This window comes from Burkholderia theae (assembly GCF_048565265.1).
GTDB classification, from domain to species: Bacteria; Pseudomonadota; Gammaproteobacteria; order Burkholderiales; family Burkholderiaceae; genus Burkholderia; species Burkholderia theae.
This window is the reverse complement of record NZ_CP183462.1, coordinates 2,403,189-2,420,968: the sequence shown is the minus strand read 5'-3', so window position 1 is coordinate 2,420,968 and position 17,780 is coordinate 2,403,189. Positions and strand designations below refer to the sequence as shown.

The following is a 17,780-nucleotide window of genomic DNA, read 5'->3' as shown; positions in this document are numbered from 1 at the left end:
GAACTTCGTGACGATCGCAGAATGCTTCACATCGACGGCCTCCCGCATCGCGCACGCAGGCAAAGGCACGGCCGTCCAAGCCGACCCGGAGAAACGACATGACGACCCCACTCGATCGATACGCCGCCCAGTACGTGCAATTCGAGGACGAACGCACGCGGCCGATCCGCGATCTGCTGGCCGCGGTGCCGAACACGCCGATCCATACCGCGATCGACATCGGCTGCGGGCCGGGCAACTCGACGCAAGCGCTGATCGCGCGCGCACCGGACGCGACGATCCACGGGATCGACGCATCGGCGGACATGATCGCGGCCGCGCGCAAGCGCCTGCCGGCACTGCGTTTCGATCTCGCCGATGTGGCCGCATGGGACGATCCGGGCGGTTATGACCTGATCCTGTCGAACGCGGTGCTGCAATGGGTGCCCGCGCACGACACGCTGTTCCCGTCGCTCGTCGGCCGGCTCGCGCCGGGCGGCCATCTCGCGGTGCAGATGCCCGACAACCTCGACGAACCCGCGCACCGGCTGATGCGCGAAGTCGCCGCGGCCGGGCTGTGGGCGGACAAGCTGGAAGGCGCGGCGCGCACCGAGCGGTTCGACGCGCGTTACTACTACGCGCTGCTGTCGCCGCTGTGTTCGCGCGTGGATGTGTGGCGCACGACCTACTACCACCCGCTGCGCGGCGGTGCGGATGCGGTCGTCGAATGGTTCAAGGGCAGCGCGCTGCGGCCGTTCCTCGCGGCGCTCGATGACGGCGAACAGCGCGCGTTCCTCGCTCGCTATCGCGATGCGATCGCCGGGCCGGACGGCTATCCGGCGCTCGGCGACGGCACGGTGCTGCTGCCGTTCCCGCGCCTGTTCATCGTCGCGACGCGCAAGTGACGCAGCAATGACGCGGCGGCCGACGGCGCGTCAGCGCACCGGCCGTAGCGATTCCGGGTCGACCGTGCGACTGCGGGCGGTCTGCCCGTCGCGCAGGTCCTTGTACCAGAAGAGCGCGACTTCCCCGTCGTTCTCGCCATCCGCGTACAGGAAGCGGTCGTGGCCACCCAGCACGAAACCCGCGCGCGCATACGTGCTGCAGGCCGCGACATTGTTCGCCTGCGTTTCCAGCCGCATGAAGCCGAACCCGCGGCTGCGCGCCCATGCTTCCGCGGCTGCCAGCAGGAGCTGCCCGATACCCTGGCGACGATAGCGGCGGTCGACGGCCAGCTCCGCGATCTCGGCCATGCCGTTCCAGCTCTGCGCGATCGCGACGAACCCGGCGAGCTGCCCGCCGGCCGTCGCGCGAAAGAGCGCCGCCGTGCCCGGCGCATCGTGCGCGTAGCCGGCCGGATCGAAGCCGTAGTCCTTGCGCTGCGCCGGCAGCGCGCGAAGATCGAGCAAGTCCTGATACGGCGCATTCAGTTCCCACGCGATATCGAACGAGAAGTCGCATCGGTCCAGTTCGTCGGCGGAAAGCCCGCTCGCCTGTTCGATGTTGATGTGCTCGGCTCGGTCCATGTGTCGGTGTCCTGTCTTCGGCGGGATGGCGTGGTCTTGTCCGTGCCGCGATCGCCGGCGCCGTGATGCGCACCGCGTCGCGTCCTTTTCTGCTTCGTTTTTTTGCACCTGCACAATGCGCCGCGCGCGTAACCGGCACAGACCGGCTGCGGCGCGCGTTCAACCGCCTGATTATGCTGGATTTCGGCGACGGCCCTGTGCGGGGGGCGGTGCGATGCCGGCTGCCTTGTATCGCGTCGCCGATTCGGGGCGACCGTCGATCGCTTGTGGATGAAAGACGACAGGAACCCGAATAATGGTTTACCGTTCGATGACAACTCGATATATTTCGAAAAATATATCGAAGGTCGTGGCGCCAGCAGGCGTCACGTCGTCAACTCGCTCCACGAAAGCCGGAAGAGATTCTGACCTGCATCGCCGGAGCAACGCGTCGTCATGGCGTGCGCAACCGGTGCGCAAGCTCCCCGACGCTGCAATACGAGCGGCCGCCTCTCGGCATGCCGCTTCAGCAAGCCCACACTGGCATCGAAACGGAACATCGTGCACACGCGCATGAGGCGTCGGCGCGTCCGGCGATCCGGTGCCCCGGGCTTGCATACGTCCGTCAACCGTTTTTTCGTCAACACGCCGCGCATCTCGCTGCGACGCAGGCGCGTGCGTTCACAACAAAAGGGAAGCAGCATGAAGAAGACCATCGTGGCCGCGGCCGCACTCGGGATGTTCGGCACCGCCGCGCAGGCGCAAAGCAGCGTCACGCTCTACGGGCTGATCGACGCGGGTATCACGTATTCGAACAAGGTCGCGACGTCGGCCGGGCACGACAAGCTCGTCAAATACGGCGACGGCGTCGCGTCGGGCAGCCGCTGGGGCATCCGCGGCACCGAGGATCTCGGCGGCGGGCTGAAGGCGCTGTTCGTGCTGGAGAACGGCTTCAGCAGCGGCGACGGCACGCTCGGCCAGGGCGGCGCGCTGTTCGGCCGGCAGGCGTTCGTCGGCCTGTCGAAGAACGGGATCGGCTCGCTGACGTTCGGCCGCCAGTACTCGTTCTCGACCGACTACCTCGGCGCGAACTACACGATGGGCAGCCAGACGCCGGCCGGCAACTACGCGTATCACATCAACGACCTCGACCAGCTGACGTCGAGCCGCATCAACAACGCGGTGAAGTTCCAGAGCGCGAACTTCGCGGGCCTGACGTTCGGCGCGCTGTACGGCTTCTCGAACTCGACGCAGTTCGCGGGCACGCCGACCACGACCGGCGCGAACGGCACGCAGGGTTCGTCGAGCGCGTACAGCTTCGGCGCGAACTATGCGCAAGGGCCGTTCGGCATCGGCGCCGCGTACACGAACATCCGCTTCCCGAACGGCGCGACGCCCGCATTCGGCGTGAGCATCGCGAACATCAACACGGCCGGTCTGCGCGACCTCGAGACGTTCGGCGTCGGCACGCGTTATGCGATCGCGGCGGCCCTCGTGTGGGCGAACTGGACGCATACGAAGTTCGCGCCGCTGTCGGGCGAATCGTCGAAGCTGAACAACTACGAAATCGGCGGCCGTTATGCGTTCACGCCGGCCTTGAGCGGCGGGCTCGGCTATACGTTCTCGAAGCTCGACGGCCGTTATGAAGGCAAGTGGCACCAGGTCAACGCCGCGGTGGACTATGCGCTGTCGAAGCGCACGGACGTGTACGTGAGCGCGGCCTACCAGAAGGCGTCGGGCAGCAACACGATCAACGGCCGTGTGGTGCCGGTGCAGGCCGAGATCGGCTCGTCGTCGTCGTTCATCGGCAACGCGGGCGCGAACACGCAGTTCGTCACGCGTATCGGCCTGCGTCACAAGTTCTGATCGACGCGGGCAGGCGGGCGTTGCCGACGCAGGCGGCGCCCGATGCGACGGCGGGCGCTCCAGCGGAGCGCCCGTTTTGCTGTGGCACGCGACGAAACGCGACACAGCAGCGGTCCGCTAATCGATATATTCTCCTGTGCATATCGACACGACGATCGACCGACCCTACCCACATTCACCTGCACAGGAGCACCATTGTGAATTCGATGCACCGCGAAGCCGTCGGCGAGGCCTTTTCGCTCGACGCGATGCAGCACGCAAGAACCATGACGTGGCAGGCCGTCGACGCGATCGCCGCGGGCATCCGGCCCGGCATGCGCGAATCGGAGGCCAATGCGCTCGGGCTGAGCGTGCTCAAGGAGCTCGGGATGGACCGGATCTGGCATCCGATCCTCGTCCGCTTCGGGGAAAACACGCTGCGCACGTTCAAGGAGCGCTCGGTGGCGGACCCGGTCCTCGCCAAAGACGACATCTTCTTCATCGACCTCGGCGCCGTATGGGCGAAGCACGAGGGCGACGCGGGCGCGACGTTCGTCCGCGGCGACGATCCGGACATGCAGGCCTGCGCACGCGCGGCGCGCGTCATCTACGACGAAGTCGAGCATCACTGGCGGACCACCGGATGCGCGGGCATCGCGCTGTACGACTTCGCGGCACAGCGCGCCGACGCGCACGGCTTCCGGTTGAACGTCGACATCAAGGGGCATCGCGTCAGCGATTTCCCGCATGCGATCTACAAGGCCGGCAATCTCGGCGACTTCGACGGCGCGCCGGCCGCCGGCCTGTGGATCCTCGAAATCCAGATTGCCCACCCGACGCGGCCGTTCGGCGCGTTCCACGAGGATCTGCTCGTGTAGCACGTGTCGGCCGCCTTGCGGGCGGCCGACACGGTCCGGTCATGCCGTCAGATGTTGATCGTGACGGGACCCGCGAGCGGCGTGTAGCCGTCGTCGAACAGATACCACGCGTCGTACTGCCCCGACGCCAGCGTGCTGTTGGCCGTGGACGAGAACAGCAGCGAGCCGGTGCTCTTCGGCAGGTACGCCCACGACTTGTAGCTGCCCTTGGTCGGCTGCGCGCCATGTGCAAAGATGCCCACCCAGTTCTTCGGGCTGTGGCTCCACGGCGGTGCGACGTAGTCGAATCGCAGCGTGCCGAACGTCGAGCCCTGCGAAGCGAGCGACGCGACGAACTTCTGGCCGGTATTGCCGATCGCCGAATCCGTGAGCAGGGCGCCGGATTGCGTCTGCACGCAGCCGGCCACCCGGCGCAGGAAGTTCGGATCGTTCGCGTCGCGGATGCTTGCGTCGTACCAGCCGCCGTCGCCGTACCACGTGACGGCTTGCGTCGCGCCGGCGGCGACGGTGACCGACTGCCTCATGTTCATGCCGTAGGCGTTGTCGGTGAGCTGGAACGTCGTCGCGCTGGCGCCGGCGGAGTTGTCGAGCGTGATCTGCACGTTGCCGTTCGCCACGTCGTAGCACAGGCTGATTTCGGCGGTCGATCCCGTGTTGCCGGACGAACCGACGCTGCCGCGGAACGTCTGCAGGAAGCCGTTCGGGCCGTAGACGGAATAGTCGTAACCGCCGCCGGCATTCAGCGCGAGCGAATCCGACAGGTTCGCGCACTGGCTCGCGCCGGCCGCGATCGTGTAATGCCGGGGAATCGTGCTCGTGCCGTCGACCCACGCCTGCAGGTGTACGCCGGCGGTGCCGGTGTTGGTCATCGTCAGCGACAGCGCATTGCCGGCGCGGTTGACCTTGCCCTGCACGAAGAACTCGTAGGGCAGGCGGCAGGCGGTGCTGCGGCCGGTCGTCTGCGCCGGCACCGCGGTGGTGGTCGGGTAGGGGATCGGGACGGCCGGGCCGTTCGGGTTCATGTTGCTCGCCGGCGGCTGGATCGCGGGAACGGTCTGGTCGGCGTTCGAGAAATCGAAGGCCGACGTCAGGTCGCCGCAGACCGCGCGTCGCCACGGCGAGATATTGGTTTCCTGAAACCCGAAGCGCGCCTCCAGGAAGCGGATCACCGACGTGTGATCGAAGACCTGCGAATTCACCTTGCCGCCTTTCGACCACGGCGAGATCACGAACATCGGCACGCGCGGCCCGAGCCCGATCGGCACGTCGCCGCTGGCCGAGCCATCCGATGCGCTGCCGCTGCTGGCGACGAATTCCGCGGCCGTCGAGACGGTCGACTGCCCGGTGCCGGCCGCGGAGCTGGCCGGGACGGCGGGCGGGATGTGATCGAACAGGCCGTCGTTCTCGTCGTACATCACGAGCAGCACCGTGCTGGCCCACACCTTCGGATTCGAGGTCAGCGCGTTCAGGACGTTGCTCACGTACCATTCGCCGCCGCTCGCGGCCCACGACGGATGCTCGCAGTACGCGTAAGGCGCGGCAATCCACGACACTTGCGGCAGCGTGTCGTTCGTGACGTCGGCCAGCAGCTGGTTGAACAGGTTCGTGTCGTATTCCTTGCCGCCGCCGGTCGGATCGATCTGCGTGCCGTTGAGCGCCGGCGCGAGCGGATCGGTGGCGCCCAGGTTCTGGTACTGCTTGAAGTTCAGGATGACGTTGTCACCGTAATTGCCGTTCCACCAGAGATCCTTGCTGGAGCCGTTGTATTCGCCGTAGCCGTGGCTGGCATCCAGCCCGTTGCCCTTGTCCTGGTAGAACTTCCACGTGACGCCGGCCGCGTTCAGCCGCTCCGGCATCGTGGTCCAGCCGGTACCGGTCATCGTGTTGGTCGTGTACGGCGAATAGCCGGCGACGTTGCCGCAGCACCCGGTCCACAGATACAGCCGGTTCGGGTCGGTCGGACCGAGCATCGAGCAGTGGTAGTCGTCGCACACCGTGAATGCGCTCGCCAGTGCGTAGTAGAACGGGATGTCCTTCTGCGTGAAGTAGTACATCGTGCCGCTGGTTTTCGCGTCGGCCCAGTTGTCGTAGCGGCCGTTGTTCCAGGCACTGTGCGTGCCGCTCCAGCTGTGGTCCAGGTCGCCATAGTAGGTGTCGCCGTTCGCCGTGCCGAAGGGCGGGGACGGGTTGAACGGAAACACGTAGGACAGCAGCCAGGGCTGGCGCCACACCGGATACCCGCTCGAAATCACGACCGGCCGCGGATCGCCGAAGCCGCGTGCGCCGCCCAGCGTGCCGAGATAGTGGTCGAACGAACGGTTTTCCTGCATCAGGATCACGACGTGCTTCACGTCCTGGATCGTGCCGGTAACGGTGGCCGCGGGAATGGCCTGCGCGCGCGCGATGCTTTCGGGCAGCATGCCCGTGATCGCGGTCGCACCGGCGAGCTTCAACGCATCGGCGAGGAACTGACGTCGTGTTGTGGGTTTGTTTTGCATGATCGCTCTCTGTCGTGGATGGCTGGCCGTGGGGCCTGCGTCGGTCAGTGGCACGCGCTCGCGCAGTGCAGGACGGGCGTGGATGCCGAACCCGGTGCGGCCGCGCGCGCGGCCGCCACGTTGGCTGCGGTGCCCGAGTCGCCGTCGCCGCAAGCGGCCAGCGTGCACAGGAGCGCGATCATGAAAGCGCCGCGCCAGTGCGGAAAGCGGCTTTCCGACCGGCGCGACTTGACGACATGCTTTCGATTCGATTCGAATCGGATTCCTGAATGATTGAGATGGTTGCTGCGTGCTCCGTATTTCATTACCCCTCCAGACATGAAAATGGACAGCAGAGAATATCGCCCGATTCAGAACAACTTTATGACAGGCCACCCGCGCGTGCCGGCAACCTGCGAAAGCCGTACGTCGGGATTGGTCGCGACCGGGTCCGTGACGTAATCCAGCAGCGGCACGTCGTTGATCGAATCGCTGTAGAAGTAGGTCCGTTCGAAATCCGACGGCGCGTAGCCAAGCGATTCGAGCCATGCGGTCGTGCGGATGATCTTGCCTTCGCGGAAACTCGGCACGCCGGTGCTGCGCCCGGTGAACGCGCCGTCCGGCGTGCCGTCGTCGGTATCGAGCTCGATACCGAGCAGGTGCTCTATCCCGAACTCGGCCGCGATCGGCCGCGTGACGAAGACGTTGGTCGCCGTGACGATGCAGCAGAGATCGCCGTTCTCGCGATGCCGGTCGACCAGCGAGCGCGCCTGCGGCGTGATCGCCGGCCGGATCACCTCGTCCATGAACTGTGCGTGCCAGCGTTCGAGCTGCTCGCGCGAGTAGCGGGTGAGCGGCGCGAGCGTCACGGCGAGGTACGCGTCCATGTCGAGCGTGCCGGCCGCATAGTGGCCGTAGTGCTCGTCGATCAGTGCCGCATGCGCGTCGTCTTCCTGCCAGCCGACCCGCGTGATGAAGCGGCTCCAGGCCTGGTCGCTGTCGAGCGGCAGCAGCGTGTGGTCGAGGTCGAACAGCGCGAGATTCTTGTGCATGGGTGGTTCCTTGTCTTGCGTGCTTACGCGCCGATGAGTTTCTCGATCGCGTCCCGGGCGTTCTTCCCGTCGATGGTCGTGACGCCGTCGAGCCACTTCGACAGCACGCCGGGGTTCTTCTTCGCCCATTCCTTCGCGACCGCGACCGGATCCGCGTGATTCATGATCGGCACCATCAACTGGTTCTCTTCGTCGGTCGTGAATTTCAGGTTGGTCAGCAGCCGGCCGACGTTCGGGCAGCGTTCGAGGTAACCGGGCGTGACGAGCGTATAGACCTTCGCCGATCCGTAGTTCGGGCCGAACACGGTGTCGCCGCCGTCGAGGTAGGCGATCTTGTAGTTGATGTTCATCGGGTGCGGTTCCCACGCGAGGAACACGATCATCCGGTGCTCCTGCACGGCGCGCGTCACCTGGACGAGCATCCCGGCCTCGCTCGATTCGACCAGCTTGAAGCCGCCGAGCCCGAACTCGTTCTTGTCGATCATCCGCTGGATCAGCGCGTTGCCGTTGTTGCCGGCACCGATCCCGTAGATCTTGCCGTCGAGCTGGTCGCGGAATTTAGCGATGTCGGCGAAACTCTTGAGGCCCTTGTCCGACGCGTATTGCGGCACGGCCAGCGTGTAGCGCGCGCCGACCAGGTTGGGCTGCGGCAACTGGTGCACGGCGCCGGCGTCGACGAACGGCTTCACCGTCGGCGTCATGCTCGGATCCCAATAGCCGAGGAACGCATCGATCTGCGCCTTCTTCACGCCGGCCAGCACGATCGGCGGCGACGCGATCGTCTTGGTCGCCTCGTACCCCAGCCCGTCCAGCAGCATCATCGCGACGCCGGTGGTGGCCGCGATGTCGCTCCAGCCGACATCGCCGAGCGTCACCTTCCTGCAGACGTCGCCCTCGGATGCGTGAACGGGGGCGGTCGCAAGCGCCGCCAGCAATGTTGCCGCCAGCATCCATGCCTTCTTCATCATGTTGGTCTCCTAAGCAAGTGTTCCGGATCGTGTTGCCTGATTGGTGCGACGATTGATCGTATTGATCGGATGAAACAAACGAACTTGGGTCTGGCCTTGCGGTTTTTCGTACCGTATATTAGAAAGCACAAAATCGCAAGATCGCACAAAAATACAACTTGCCGGCCGCCGGCCGCCGGTCGCGACGGCGGGCGGACGAAGGCAGGAAAGTCGGGCGGCGGTCCGGACGGGCCGTGCTTCATCAAGCGGGTAGGGCAAAGCAAGGAGACTTCGAATGATCAGTCAGCTGGAAATCATTTCCCGCCTGTTGCTGGCGGCATTGCTCGGCAGCATCATCGGCATCGAGCGCGAGCGCCTGTCGTGGGCGGCCGGCCTGCGCACGCACATGCTGGTGGCGGTGGGCGCGGCGCTCGTGATGGTCGTGTCGGCGTTCGGCTTCGCGGATATCCAGAACGCGAAGAACGTGTCGCTGGACCCGTCGCGGGTCGCCGCGCAGGTCGTGTCGGGCATCGGCTTTCTCGGCGCCGGGTCGATCATGCTGCGCGGCGAGATCATCCGCGGCCTGACGACGGCGGCGAGCCTGTGGGTCGTGGCGGCGGTCGGGCTGGCCGTGGGCGGCGGCATGTATGTGGCCGCGATCGCCGCGACCGCGATCGTGCTGGCGATCCTCGCCGGCCTGAAGCCGATCGAGAAGCGCTTCTTCGCCGCGCGGCAGCGCTGGGGCGTGCGCATCCTCGCGAGCCGCGGCGCGGTGAAGCTGACGTCGCTGCAGGCGATGCCGGGCATCGATCAGGCGCGCATCGTCCAGTTCGTCATCGAACAGGACGACGCCGCGCCGGACGACGACCGCATCCACGTGGTGTTTTCGAAGATGACGAGCGCGGAATTCCAGGCCGTCCGTCAATCCCTGCAGACCCTCGTCGGCATCAAAAAGATGGAGGAGAGCGCTACGTAGTTCGCCGTTCGAATAACATTGACGTTCATTCCGAGGACATTTCATGTGGCAAGAAGAGCGATATCAGAGGATTCGGCTTCTGTTATCGAAGATGCAGCGCGTCTCGACCGACCGGATCATGGCCGACCTGAACGTGTCGCGGGAAACCGTGCGCCGCGATCTCGTCGATCTCGAGGCGCTGGGGGAACTGAAGCGCGTGCACGGCGGCGCGGTGCAGGTGGGCGACGAGGCGCCGATCGCCGAGCGTGCGCAGACGCACGTGAAGGCGAAGCAGGCGATCGCCCGCGCGGCGGCCAGGCTGGTCACGGGCTCGCAGACGCTGTTCATCGACGCGGGCACGACCACCACGCTGCTGGCCGAGGAGTTGTCGAAGCTGTCGGGGCTCACGATCGTCACGAACTCGATCGATGTCGCGCTGAAGATGCGGTCGAGCGACCCGGGGCAAGCGAAGAACGAAACGATCCTGCTCGGCGGGATGATCGGCAGCCGCGCGGCCGCGACGGTTGGCGACGGCACGGTCGCCGAGATTTTCCGCTACCGCGCCGATCTCGCGCTGCTGTCGCCGGTGGGGGTCGACCACGTCAGGGGCGCGACGAACTACGACCGGATGGAAACCGAAGTGGCGCGCGCGATGGTGAGCAATGCGGCGGAGGTCGCGATCCTGGCCGATTTCAGCAAGCTCGGCACGAACAGCCGGATCAGCTTCTGCGAGCCGGCGCGGATCGGCGCGCTGGTGACGGACCAGAAGGCGGAATCGGTCGACAGCTTCAAGCACATCAGGAAGGCCATCAAGAACATCGTGCTGTCATAGCGCCGCGTCGCACTGGGCACGATCGGCCGCCGTTATGCCGTTCATGCGGTGCGCATTCTGCCGGCCGGTCTTATCCCGGCGTAATATATCCGCCGATACAACGAAGGCGCGCCAGCCGGCGGGCCGTCATGGAGGCGGGCGATGGAGATGGCAGGGACGGCGGCGCCTTCGGCGCATCAGGCGGCGGCAGGCTCGATCGCGCTGACGGGCGCATTCGTGCGGCCGATGACGGTGACGCTCGACGATCTGCGCCGGCATGCCAGCGCGACGGCCGAGCCGTTCGACCTGCGCTGCTTCACGACGAACCGCTTTATCCGCTCGGTCGCGCCGTATCGCGGCGCGCGGCTGAAGGACCTGCTCGATGCGGCCGGGTTGCGCAACGACGCGCCGGGCGACTTCAAGCGCATGGTGTTCGTCGCGCATGCGCACGACGGTTATGCGGTCACGTTCTCGTGGCACGAACTGTTCAACACGCCCATCGGCGAACACGTGATCGTCGCGTTCGAATGCGGCGATGCGCCGCTGTCGATCGACGACGGCGCGCCGCTGCTGTTCTCGGGTGCCGACATCCTGCCCGCGCCACGCCATGTGAAGCGGCTGGCCGGCATCGTCGCGCGCGTGCTCGAGGTCTGACGCCGCACGCGTGCCGCCGGCGTTCGCCGCGCCGGCCATCGTGTATGCTTGCCCGCATCGTTCAATCGGCGGGACAACATGAAGACTTCGGCACACCCCAAGCCTGAGGCGCGGTTCAGGATGCGTATCCAGCAGGCCGACACGATCGCGCTCGGCCCGGGCAAGGTCGCGCTGCTCGAAGCCGTGCGCGAGCACGGCTCGATTTCGGCGGCGGCGCGCAGCATGCAGATGTCGTACCGGCGTGCGTGGCTGCTGATGGACGAGCTGAACCGCTCGCTGAAGTCGCCGGCGACGGTGTCCGAACATGGCGGGCAAAGCGGTGGCGGCAGTGTGCTGACGCCGGTCGGCGAGGAGATCATCCGCCTCTATCGCGGGATCGAGGAACGCGCGTACGCGGCCTGCGCGGACGAGATCGCCGCGCTCACGAAAATGGTGCGTCGCTGAAGGGTGGTGCCGACGCCAGGTTGCCTCGCGTGGACTAACCGTGTCGCAAGCAGAAACGCGGCGCGTCGCCCGCAGGCGCATCCGGTTGCATGACATCGCGCGCTTGCGCATCGAGCCGTCCGATCAGTTCGACGAAGCTGGCGACGCTGGCGGTCCGCAGCGGGTAATACGCGATCCCGTGGCGTTCGCAGATGCGCTTGAGCAGGTTCATCGAATCGTGGTCGATGCAGTCGACCGGGAACACGACCAGGTGCGCGCCCGGTAACGCGGCGGCCAGCAGGCCCTTGCGATCCTCGATGCCGCCGTCGTGCATCGTCAAGTCACCGCCGGACGCCTCGACGATCCGCCGGATCGCGCGGTTCGAACCGGGCCGCCCGCCGACATAAACGACGCGCTTGCGCTGCAGAATCGACAGCGTGTCCACCGTCCGCTCGGCCGGATCCTCCATCGACGCCTGCATCGCGTGTTCGATCGCGCTTGCCTCGGCGCGCAGCGTCTTTACCATCGCCATCAGGTCGTCGAGCCGCGCACGCATCGCGCGGGCACTCGCCTGCTCCGCGGCGATCCGCTGCTCGGCTGCCTCGCGGCGGCTCGTGTGCAGCGCGAGCCGTTCGTAGCGCGCGGCCAGCGCCTCGCGCAACTCGCGCACTTCGTCGCGCAATACGTTCTCGGTCGCCAGCGGCTGCGCGTTCTGGCGCGCGAGGAGCGCATCGCGTTCCTGCAGCGCCGCGTCGCGCTCCGTGCTCATCTCGTGCAGGCGCGCCTGCTGCCGCTCGATCTTCGCGTGCAGTGCCGCATTCTCTTCTTCCAGCGCGACCAGCCGCCGGATATCGGCGCGATTGGCCGCGCCGACCAGGTGCGACAGCATGTGCAGGTCGCCGAAGGCGGCCTGGCGCACGCTCATCGTCGTGCGCGGATGCGTCATCAGCGCCCAGTACGCGGGCGGGATGTCGCCGCTCTTGAGCGCTTCCTTCCAGCGTGCGAGCAGTTCGGCCGCGTCCTTCGCGCTGTCGAATGCGCGTATCGCGCCGGCATAACGCTCGTCGAGTGCCTTGTGCAGTGCCTTGGCGCCGCCGGTGCCGGCGATCGCAAGCTCGACGGCCGCGTGATGGATTTCAAGGTCGGTCGCGTGCTGCCGGTCGACATCGGCGAATTTCGGCACGAGCCGGCGCAGCTCGTGCGTGGTCAGGCAGGTGCCGATGATCGAGCAATGCAGGTTCGCATCGAGTTCGGACAGGCGCGTGCGGCGCTTCAGCTCGACCTGTTGCGCGCGGGACGGCGCACAGCAGGCGTCGATCCGCGTGCCGCTTGCCGCGGACGGATGGCCGCCGGACGACGAAAGGCCCGCCGTGCGGGCAAGGCGAAAGGGCGGAGCGTGCATGTTGACCTCTATCCGGCACGATCGGACCGGAGACGGATGCGCGAAAGATTCGCGAAATATACCACGGAATATAACGAGCTAAATTCCGGGGAAATCACCGAGTAACGCGGGGTTGCACGGTCAACAAAGCGCGGTCGAACGGTCGGTGCGCGGCGCTGCGGCCGGCGTCGGCGCCGCGGTCGAAACGGGGAGGGATGCCGGCACGTGGCGCTCCATCACGGATTCGACGCACAGCCCGACGAACAGCACGTCGACGCGCTCCAGCGCGGCCACGGCGTCGCGCATCGCGGCCGGATCGTTGCTGAACGAATCGGAGAACACGTCGTCGCGTGTGCGTTCGAGGCGGCGCGCGTGTGCGATCGCCCGTTCGAGTTCGGGCAGGCGTGTGAAGCGGGCGGCGCGTGCGTCGTCTTCGAGCGTTGACAGCAGCTCGCGAAAACCCAGCGCGGCCAGCGCATCGTCCGGCGCGGCCGAGAACATCCGGATGAAGCGCACGACGCTGCCGCGCAAACGCCGGAACGCGTCGACCACATCCGTGACCTGCTGCGCGCGCGCGTCGCTCGACAACGGCTTGAGCGCGGTGATCTTGCGCGCGAGCGGTTGTTCCCGTGCGGTGCGCAGCGGGGCGCGATCCGTCGGCGTGCGGGCCATGGTGTTGCTCCGAGAGTGCAGATATCGATATATTCTACGGAATATATCGATGCCGCAAAAAAAGACGACACCTGCCGCGCGGCACGGTGTCGCCAACGGCCTGAACGGCCGCACTGGTCAGTCGATCGCGCGCATCGCGTGGCGCAGTTCCTGATAGCTGCGCAGCCCCGCGATACCGAGCTCGCGGCCGATCCCGCTGAGCCCGAAACCACCCCAGCACACGTGCGGGTAGATCAGTTGCGGCGCATTGATCCACACGAGCCCCGCGCGCACGCGTTGCTGGAACTGCTTTGCGATACCCGCATCGCGCGTGACGACGGTCGCGACGAGCCCGTAGCGCGTGTCGTTCGCGAGCGCGATCGCTTCGTCGTCGGTGCGGAACGATTTCACGCACGCGACGGGGCCGAACACTTCGTCGGTCCACAGCGGGTTGTCGACGGCCGGCTCGGCGATCACGACGGGCGCCATGAAGAAGCCTTCGCCGCCGGCATCCGCGACCCGGCCGCTGAACGCGATGCGTGCGCCCGCATCGATGCCGTGCCGGAGCATCGTTTCGACGCGCGCACGCTGCGCGGCCGAGATCAGCGGTCCCATCGCGACCTGTTCCGCGGCCGGCGGCGCGACGACGAGCGCGCGCACGGCCGTTTCGAACGCGGCCATGAAGCTGCGGTACACGCTGTCGTGCACGAGGATGCGCGCGGTGGCCGAGCACATCTGGCCGGCGTTGGTGAACGCGCCGGCAACCGCGAGCGACACCGCGACGTCGAGATCGGCGTCCTCGCGCACGATCAGCGACGACTTGCCGCCGAGTTCGAGCGTCACGCGCTTCATGTCCTCGGCCGCGGCCTGCATCACCTTGCGGCCGGCCGCCGTGCTGCCGGTAAACGAGATCTTGTCGATCAGCGGATGCGCGGTGAGCGCCGCGCCGATTTCGGCGCCGCCGTTCACGACGTTGACGACGCCGGCCGGCACGCCGGCTTGCACGACGATGTCGAGCAGCGCGTGCTCGACCGGCGACGTGAGTTCGGACGGCTTCAGCACGACCGCGCAGCCGGCCGCGAGTGCGGGCGCGAGCTTCCATGCGGTCGTGACCATCGGGAAATTCCACGGCATGATCAGCGCCGCGACGCCGACCGCGTCGTAAAAGCGTTCGGCCGTGACGGCGTCGCTCGGCAGTGCGACGGGCTCGGGTGCGAACAGCGCCGGGTCTTCGCACAGCTTCGCGTAGTAGGCGAACGTCGCGGCGACGTCGCCGACGTCGGCTTCCGCTTCGAACGGCGGCTTGCCGCTCACCTGCATCTGCAGCGCCGCAAGGTGGTCGCGTTCGGCTTCGACGCGCTCGGCGATCGTCGCGAGGATGCGGCCGCGCTCGGCGGGCGACGTGTCGCGCCAGCCGGCGAACGCGTCGCGCGCGGCGCGAACCGCGGCGTCGACGTGCGCGGCCGTCGCGAATTCCTGCCAGCCGATCGCGGCACCGGTCGACGCGTTGAAGATCGGCGCACCGGCCGTGTCGGAATGCGTGCGCACGGGCTGGCCGGCGATGCGCGCCGCGGGCAGTACGAACGTCGTGGCGGAACGGGAAAGTTCGGCGGTGGACATGAAGGTCATCCTGTCGATGTCGGTCGGGTTAGCGGTACAGAACGCCCGGCATCACGCAGAGCATCTCGAACGCGAGGTTCGCGCCGGTGAGCGCGGTGGTGCCGGTCGGGTCGTACGGCGGCGCGACTTCGACGAGATCCGCGCCGACGATATTCAGGCCCTTCATCCCGCGCACGATTTCGAGGCCCTGCTGCACGGTGAGGCCGCCGATTTCCGGCGTGCCGGTGCCGGGCGCGAACGACGGGTCGAGGCCGTCGATGTCGAAGCTGAGATAGACGGGCGTGTCGCCGACGCGTTCGCGCACCTGCGCCATCAGCGGCGCGAGCGACTTGTTCCAGCACTCTTCGGCCTGCACGACGGTGAAGCCCTGCTGGCGGCACCAGTCGAAATCGTCCGCGTGGTAGCCGGTGCCGCGCAGGCCGATCTGCGTGACCTTGTCGCATTGCAGCAGGCCGTCTTCCACCGCGCGACGGAACGGCGTGCCGTGCGCGATCTTCTCGCCGAACATCGTGTCGTTCACGTCCGCGTGCGCGTCGACGTGAACGACGGCGACCTTGCCGTACTTCTTGTGCAGCGCGCGCAGGATCGGCCACGCGATCGTGTGGTCGCCGCCGAGCGTGATCGGCCGGCAGCCGTTCGCGACGATCTCGTCATACGCGTCCTCGATGCGGCGCACCGAGTCCTTCAGGTCATACGGATTGGTCGCGACGTCGCCGATATCGGCAACCTGCAGCGAATCGAACGGCGCGGCACGCGTGGCCATGTTGTACGGCCGCAGCAGCACGGATTCGGTGCGGATCTGGCGCGGGCCGAAGCGCGAACCCGAGCGGTTCGACGTGCCGAGATCGAGCGGCACGCCGACGAAACACACGTCGAGGCCGTCGGTCGTCGCGGCTTGCGGCAGCCGCATCATCGTGGCGATGCCGCCAAAACGCGGCATCTCGTTGCCGCCCATCGGTTGGTTCAGTTCGCGGGGCATGGGGCCGTCTCCTTTTTTTGAGGTAAAGCGATCGGCCGATGGTAGAGGAGAACGCCCGCGCGAAGATTTTGAAGTCGCAACGTTTACATCGACGGGTCTCGATGCGAGTGGCGCCCGCGCATCGACGCGGCGCAACCGAAGGCGGCCGTGCCGTCAGCGGGGGATCGCGGGTGGCGACGCGCCGTCGTGCGGTCCGGCGGAAGGGAAGGGCGTCGTGGCCGCGCCCCACGCGGCGAGTTCGCGCTTGGTGCGCACGCCGAGCTTCGCGAATGCGCGCTTCACGTACGACTCGGCCGATGCGACGCGCACGCCGAGGATCGCGGCGGTCTCGGGCACGGTCTTGCCGGACAGCAGGTGCTTGCAGGTTTCGTATTCGCGCTTCGACAGCTTTACGCCGTCGGCGGCGATCCGCGCATCGAACTGCGCGAGCGGATGGACTTCGGGTGTCGGGTGCGCGACGCGCCGCACGGCCGTGGTCGACGCGTGCAGTTCGAGCAGCGGGAACAGCACGTCGCTGATGCTGCGAAAGCGGTTCATCTCGGCGAGCGTGAACGGCGGCCGGTCGCGGCCGCGCTCCAGCGCGATCGAATGCTGCGAATAGCGCGTGCCGCGCGCGAGCACGCATTCGTGGCCGATATGCACGTCGTCGAATATCCGCTGGCGGAATTCGCCGGGCGGGATCGCCGCGATGTCGCGCACGACGAGCATCGTGCCCGTCTTGCCGCGCAGCCCAGCGAACAGCGGGTCGCTGTCGAGGAAGCGCTCGTAGTAGAGCGTCATCACGTCCGAGATGTCCGACGTCGCGGTGCCGATGCCGCTGCTGCCGATCCATTCGCATCGGTAACCGGTGGGCATCGTGCCGTCGACGCGCGAGCGTTCGACGTGCGCGACGTCGAGCGGCACCACGTCGTTCAGCAGTTGCGTGAGGCGCGGCACGAAATGCGGCGTGCCGACCGTCTCGATCAGCTCGCCCAGCGCCTTGAACGACACGTTGAAGCGGTCGTTGTCGCGGTGGAAGGGGTTCACGTTGAGCAGCATGCGGTTCCCCGGTGAGAAGCGGCCGGATTGTAGCGGGTGCCATGAAAAACGTCATTAGGGGGAAACACCGTCGGGTGTCCTGCCGACCCGTCTGCCCCGCGAAACAGCGCTTGTCCCCCCCGGAGGGGGGCATACCAGGGCAGTGTAAATGGGTAACTTTGTCTCTGCTTTTTTCAATCGAGAGACGAAAGATCCAGATGACCAAACTGATCAAGGACATCCTGCCGCTGGGCGCAGGCGTGGGCGAATTCACGAAGCTCGACTTCGGGATGGACGAAAGCGACTGGCGCGCGGCCGAAGGCAAGAGCGGCAACTACATCATCGGCTGGTGGGAAGGCAAGGTCGGCTCGGTGGAGTTTCCGGAAACCGCAGCCGACGAAGCGGTGTGGCTCGTCGAGGGCCGGATCGCGCTGACCGACGTCGAAGGCAACCGCAAGGAATTCACGCCGGGCCAGGGCTACCTGCTGCCGGCCGGCTTCGCGGGCCGCTGGGAGACGATCGAGGACGCGAAGAAGTTCTACGTGCTGCTCGAGAAGTCGTGATGCCCGAAACCGCCGCCGTGGTGTCGTCGTCCGTGTGACGCGC

Annotated in this window: 18 protein-coding genes; 8 read left to right on the top strand and 10 right to left on the bottom strand. The window is 66.8% G+C overall.

What is annotated here, in order from left to right; all coding sequences use genetic code 11:
* The first annotated feature begins 98 nt into the window (after window positions 1–98).
* Window positions 99–884 carry a trans-aconitate 2-methyltransferase gene (gene tam, locus ACN22W_RS28385; protein ID WP_419688011.1) on the top strand — a complete coding sequence of 262 codons (786 nt, stop codon included), beginning with the start codon at window positions 99–101 and terminating at the stop codon, window positions 882–884.
* A gap of 30 nt (window positions 885–914) precedes the next feature.
* On the opposite strand, the gene ACN22W_RS28380 is transcribed toward tam, so the two are convergent.
* Window positions 915–1,505, bottom strand: coding sequence for a GNAT family N-acetyltransferase (locus ACN22W_RS28380; RefSeq protein WP_419688010.1), 591 nt, complete (start codon window positions 1,503–1,505; stop codon window positions 915–917).
* Between the two features lie 681 nt (window positions 1,506–2,186).
* Between ACN22W_RS28380 and ACN22W_RS28375 the strand changes: the two genes are divergently transcribed.
* A complete protein-coding gene (locus ACN22W_RS28375) occupies window positions 2,187–3,350 on the top strand; it encodes a porin (RefSeq protein ID WP_419688008.1) in 1,164 nt (387 codons plus the stop codon).
* A 197-nt stretch (window positions 3,351–3,547) separates the two neighbouring features.
* Window positions 3,548–4,207 carry a M24 family metallopeptidase gene (locus ACN22W_RS28370; RefSeq protein ID WP_419688007.1) on the top strand — a complete coding sequence of 220 codons (660 nt, stop codon included), beginning with the start codon at window positions 3,548–3,550 and terminating at the stop codon, window positions 4,205–4,207.
* Between the two features lie 47 nt (window positions 4,208–4,254).
* On the opposite strand, the gene ACN22W_RS28365 is transcribed toward ACN22W_RS28370, so the two are convergent.
* The 4 genes from ACN22W_RS28365 to ACN22W_RS28350 all read right to left on the bottom strand — a co-directional run bounded on the left by ACN22W_RS28365 (window position 4,255) and on the right by ACN22W_RS28350 (window position 8,704).
* Window positions 4,255–6,705: a phosphocholine-specific phospholipase C gene (locus tag ACN22W_RS28365; RefSeq protein ID WP_419688006.1), complete on the bottom strand. Its 2,451-nt coding sequence runs from the start codon at window positions 6,703–6,705 to the stop codon at window positions 4,255–4,257.
* A gap of 44 nt (window positions 6,706–6,749) precedes the next feature.
* Window positions 6,750–6,887, bottom strand: coding sequence for a hypothetical protein (locus ACN22W_RS28360; protein ID WP_226127085.1), 138 nt, complete (start codon window positions 6,885–6,887; stop codon window positions 6,750–6,752).
* A gap of 168 nt (window positions 6,888–7,055) precedes the next feature.
* Window positions 7,056–7,736 (bottom strand): HAD family hydrolase, encoded by a 681-nt coding sequence (locus ACN22W_RS28355; RefSeq protein ID WP_419688005.1) that lies wholly within the window; start codon window positions 7,734–7,736, stop codon window positions 7,056–7,058.
* Between the two features lie 23 nt (window positions 7,737–7,759).
* Window positions 7,760–8,704 (bottom strand): choline ABC transporter substrate-binding protein, encoded by a 945-nt coding sequence (locus tag ACN22W_RS28350; RefSeq protein WP_048249150.1) that lies wholly within the window; start codon window positions 8,702–8,704, stop codon window positions 7,760–7,762.
* Between the two features lie 274 nt (window positions 8,705–8,978).
* Between ACN22W_RS28350 and ACN22W_RS28345 the strand changes: the two genes are divergently transcribed.
* The 4 genes from ACN22W_RS28345 to ACN22W_RS28330 all read left to right on the top strand — a co-directional run bounded on the left by ACN22W_RS28345 (window position 8,979) and on the right by ACN22W_RS28330 (window position 11,547).
* Window positions 8,979–9,659: an MgtC/SapB family protein gene (locus ACN22W_RS28345; protein WP_048249149.1), complete on the top strand. Its 681-nt coding sequence runs from the start codon at window positions 8,979–8,981 to the stop codon at window positions 9,657–9,659.
* 43 nt (window positions 9,660–9,702) lie between these two features.
* Window positions 9,703–10,470 (top strand): DeoR/GlpR family DNA-binding transcription regulator, encoded by a 768-nt coding sequence (locus ACN22W_RS28340; RefSeq protein WP_343490903.1) that lies wholly within the window; start codon window positions 9,703–9,705, stop codon window positions 10,468–10,470.
* 141 nt (window positions 10,471–10,611) lie between these two features.
* Window positions 10,612–11,103 (top strand): molybdopterin-dependent oxidoreductase, encoded by a 492-nt coding sequence (locus ACN22W_RS28335; protein WP_419688004.1) that lies wholly within the window; start codon window positions 10,612–10,614, stop codon window positions 11,101–11,103.
* A 120-nt stretch (window positions 11,104–11,223) separates the two neighbouring features.
* The gene (locus ACN22W_RS28330; protein ID WP_129517372.1) at window positions 11,224–11,547 is read left to right on the top strand and encodes a winged helix-turn-helix domain-containing protein; all 324 of its coding nucleotides are present in this window, start codon (window positions 11,224–11,226) and stop codon (window positions 11,545–11,547) included.
* Window positions 11,548–11,581: 34 nt separating this feature from the next.
* Here the strand turns inward: ACN22W_RS28330 and ACN22W_RS28325 are convergent, their stop codons facing one another.
* The 5 genes from ACN22W_RS28325 to ACN22W_RS28305 all read right to left on the bottom strand — a co-directional run bounded on the left by ACN22W_RS28325 (window position 11,582) and on the right by ACN22W_RS28305 (window position 17,195).
* The gene (locus ACN22W_RS28325) at window positions 11,582–12,928 is read right to left on the bottom strand and encodes a DUF2325 domain-containing protein (RefSeq protein ID WP_419688003.1); all 1,347 of its coding nucleotides are present in this window, start codon (window positions 12,926–12,928) and stop codon (window positions 11,582–11,584) included.
* A 120-nt stretch (window positions 12,929–13,048) separates the two neighbouring features.
* On the bottom strand, window positions 13,049–13,579 hold the full coding sequence (locus tag ACN22W_RS28320) for a hypothetical protein (protein ID WP_419688002.1): 531 nt from the start codon (window positions 13,577–13,579) through the stop codon (window positions 13,049–13,051).
* Between the two features lie 117 nt (window positions 13,580–13,696).
* Complete coding sequence (locus ACN22W_RS28315) at window positions 13,697–15,178, bottom strand: aldehyde dehydrogenase family protein (protein WP_419688001.1); 1,482 nt, start codon at window positions 15,176–15,178, stop codon at window positions 13,697–13,699.
* 28 nt (window positions 15,179–15,206) lie between these two features.
* On the bottom strand, window positions 15,207–16,157 hold the full coding sequence (speB, locus tag ACN22W_RS28310; protein ID WP_048249142.1) for an agmatinase: 951 nt from the start codon (window positions 16,155–16,157) through the stop codon (window positions 15,207–15,209).
* A 153-nt stretch (window positions 16,158–16,310) separates the two neighbouring features.
* On the bottom strand, window positions 16,311–17,195 hold the full coding sequence (locus ACN22W_RS28305) for a helix-turn-helix transcriptional regulator (RefSeq protein ID WP_419688000.1): 885 nt from the start codon (window positions 17,193–17,195) through the stop codon (window positions 16,311–16,313).
* Window positions 17,196–17,392: 197 nt separating this feature from the next.
* Between ACN22W_RS28305 and ACN22W_RS28300 the strand changes: the two genes are divergently transcribed.
* Window positions 17,393–17,737 (top strand): cupin domain-containing protein, encoded by a 345-nt coding sequence (locus tag ACN22W_RS28300; protein ID WP_048249140.1) that lies wholly within the window; start codon window positions 17,393–17,395, stop codon window positions 17,735–17,737.
* Window positions 17,738–17,780 lie beyond the last annotated feature (43 nt).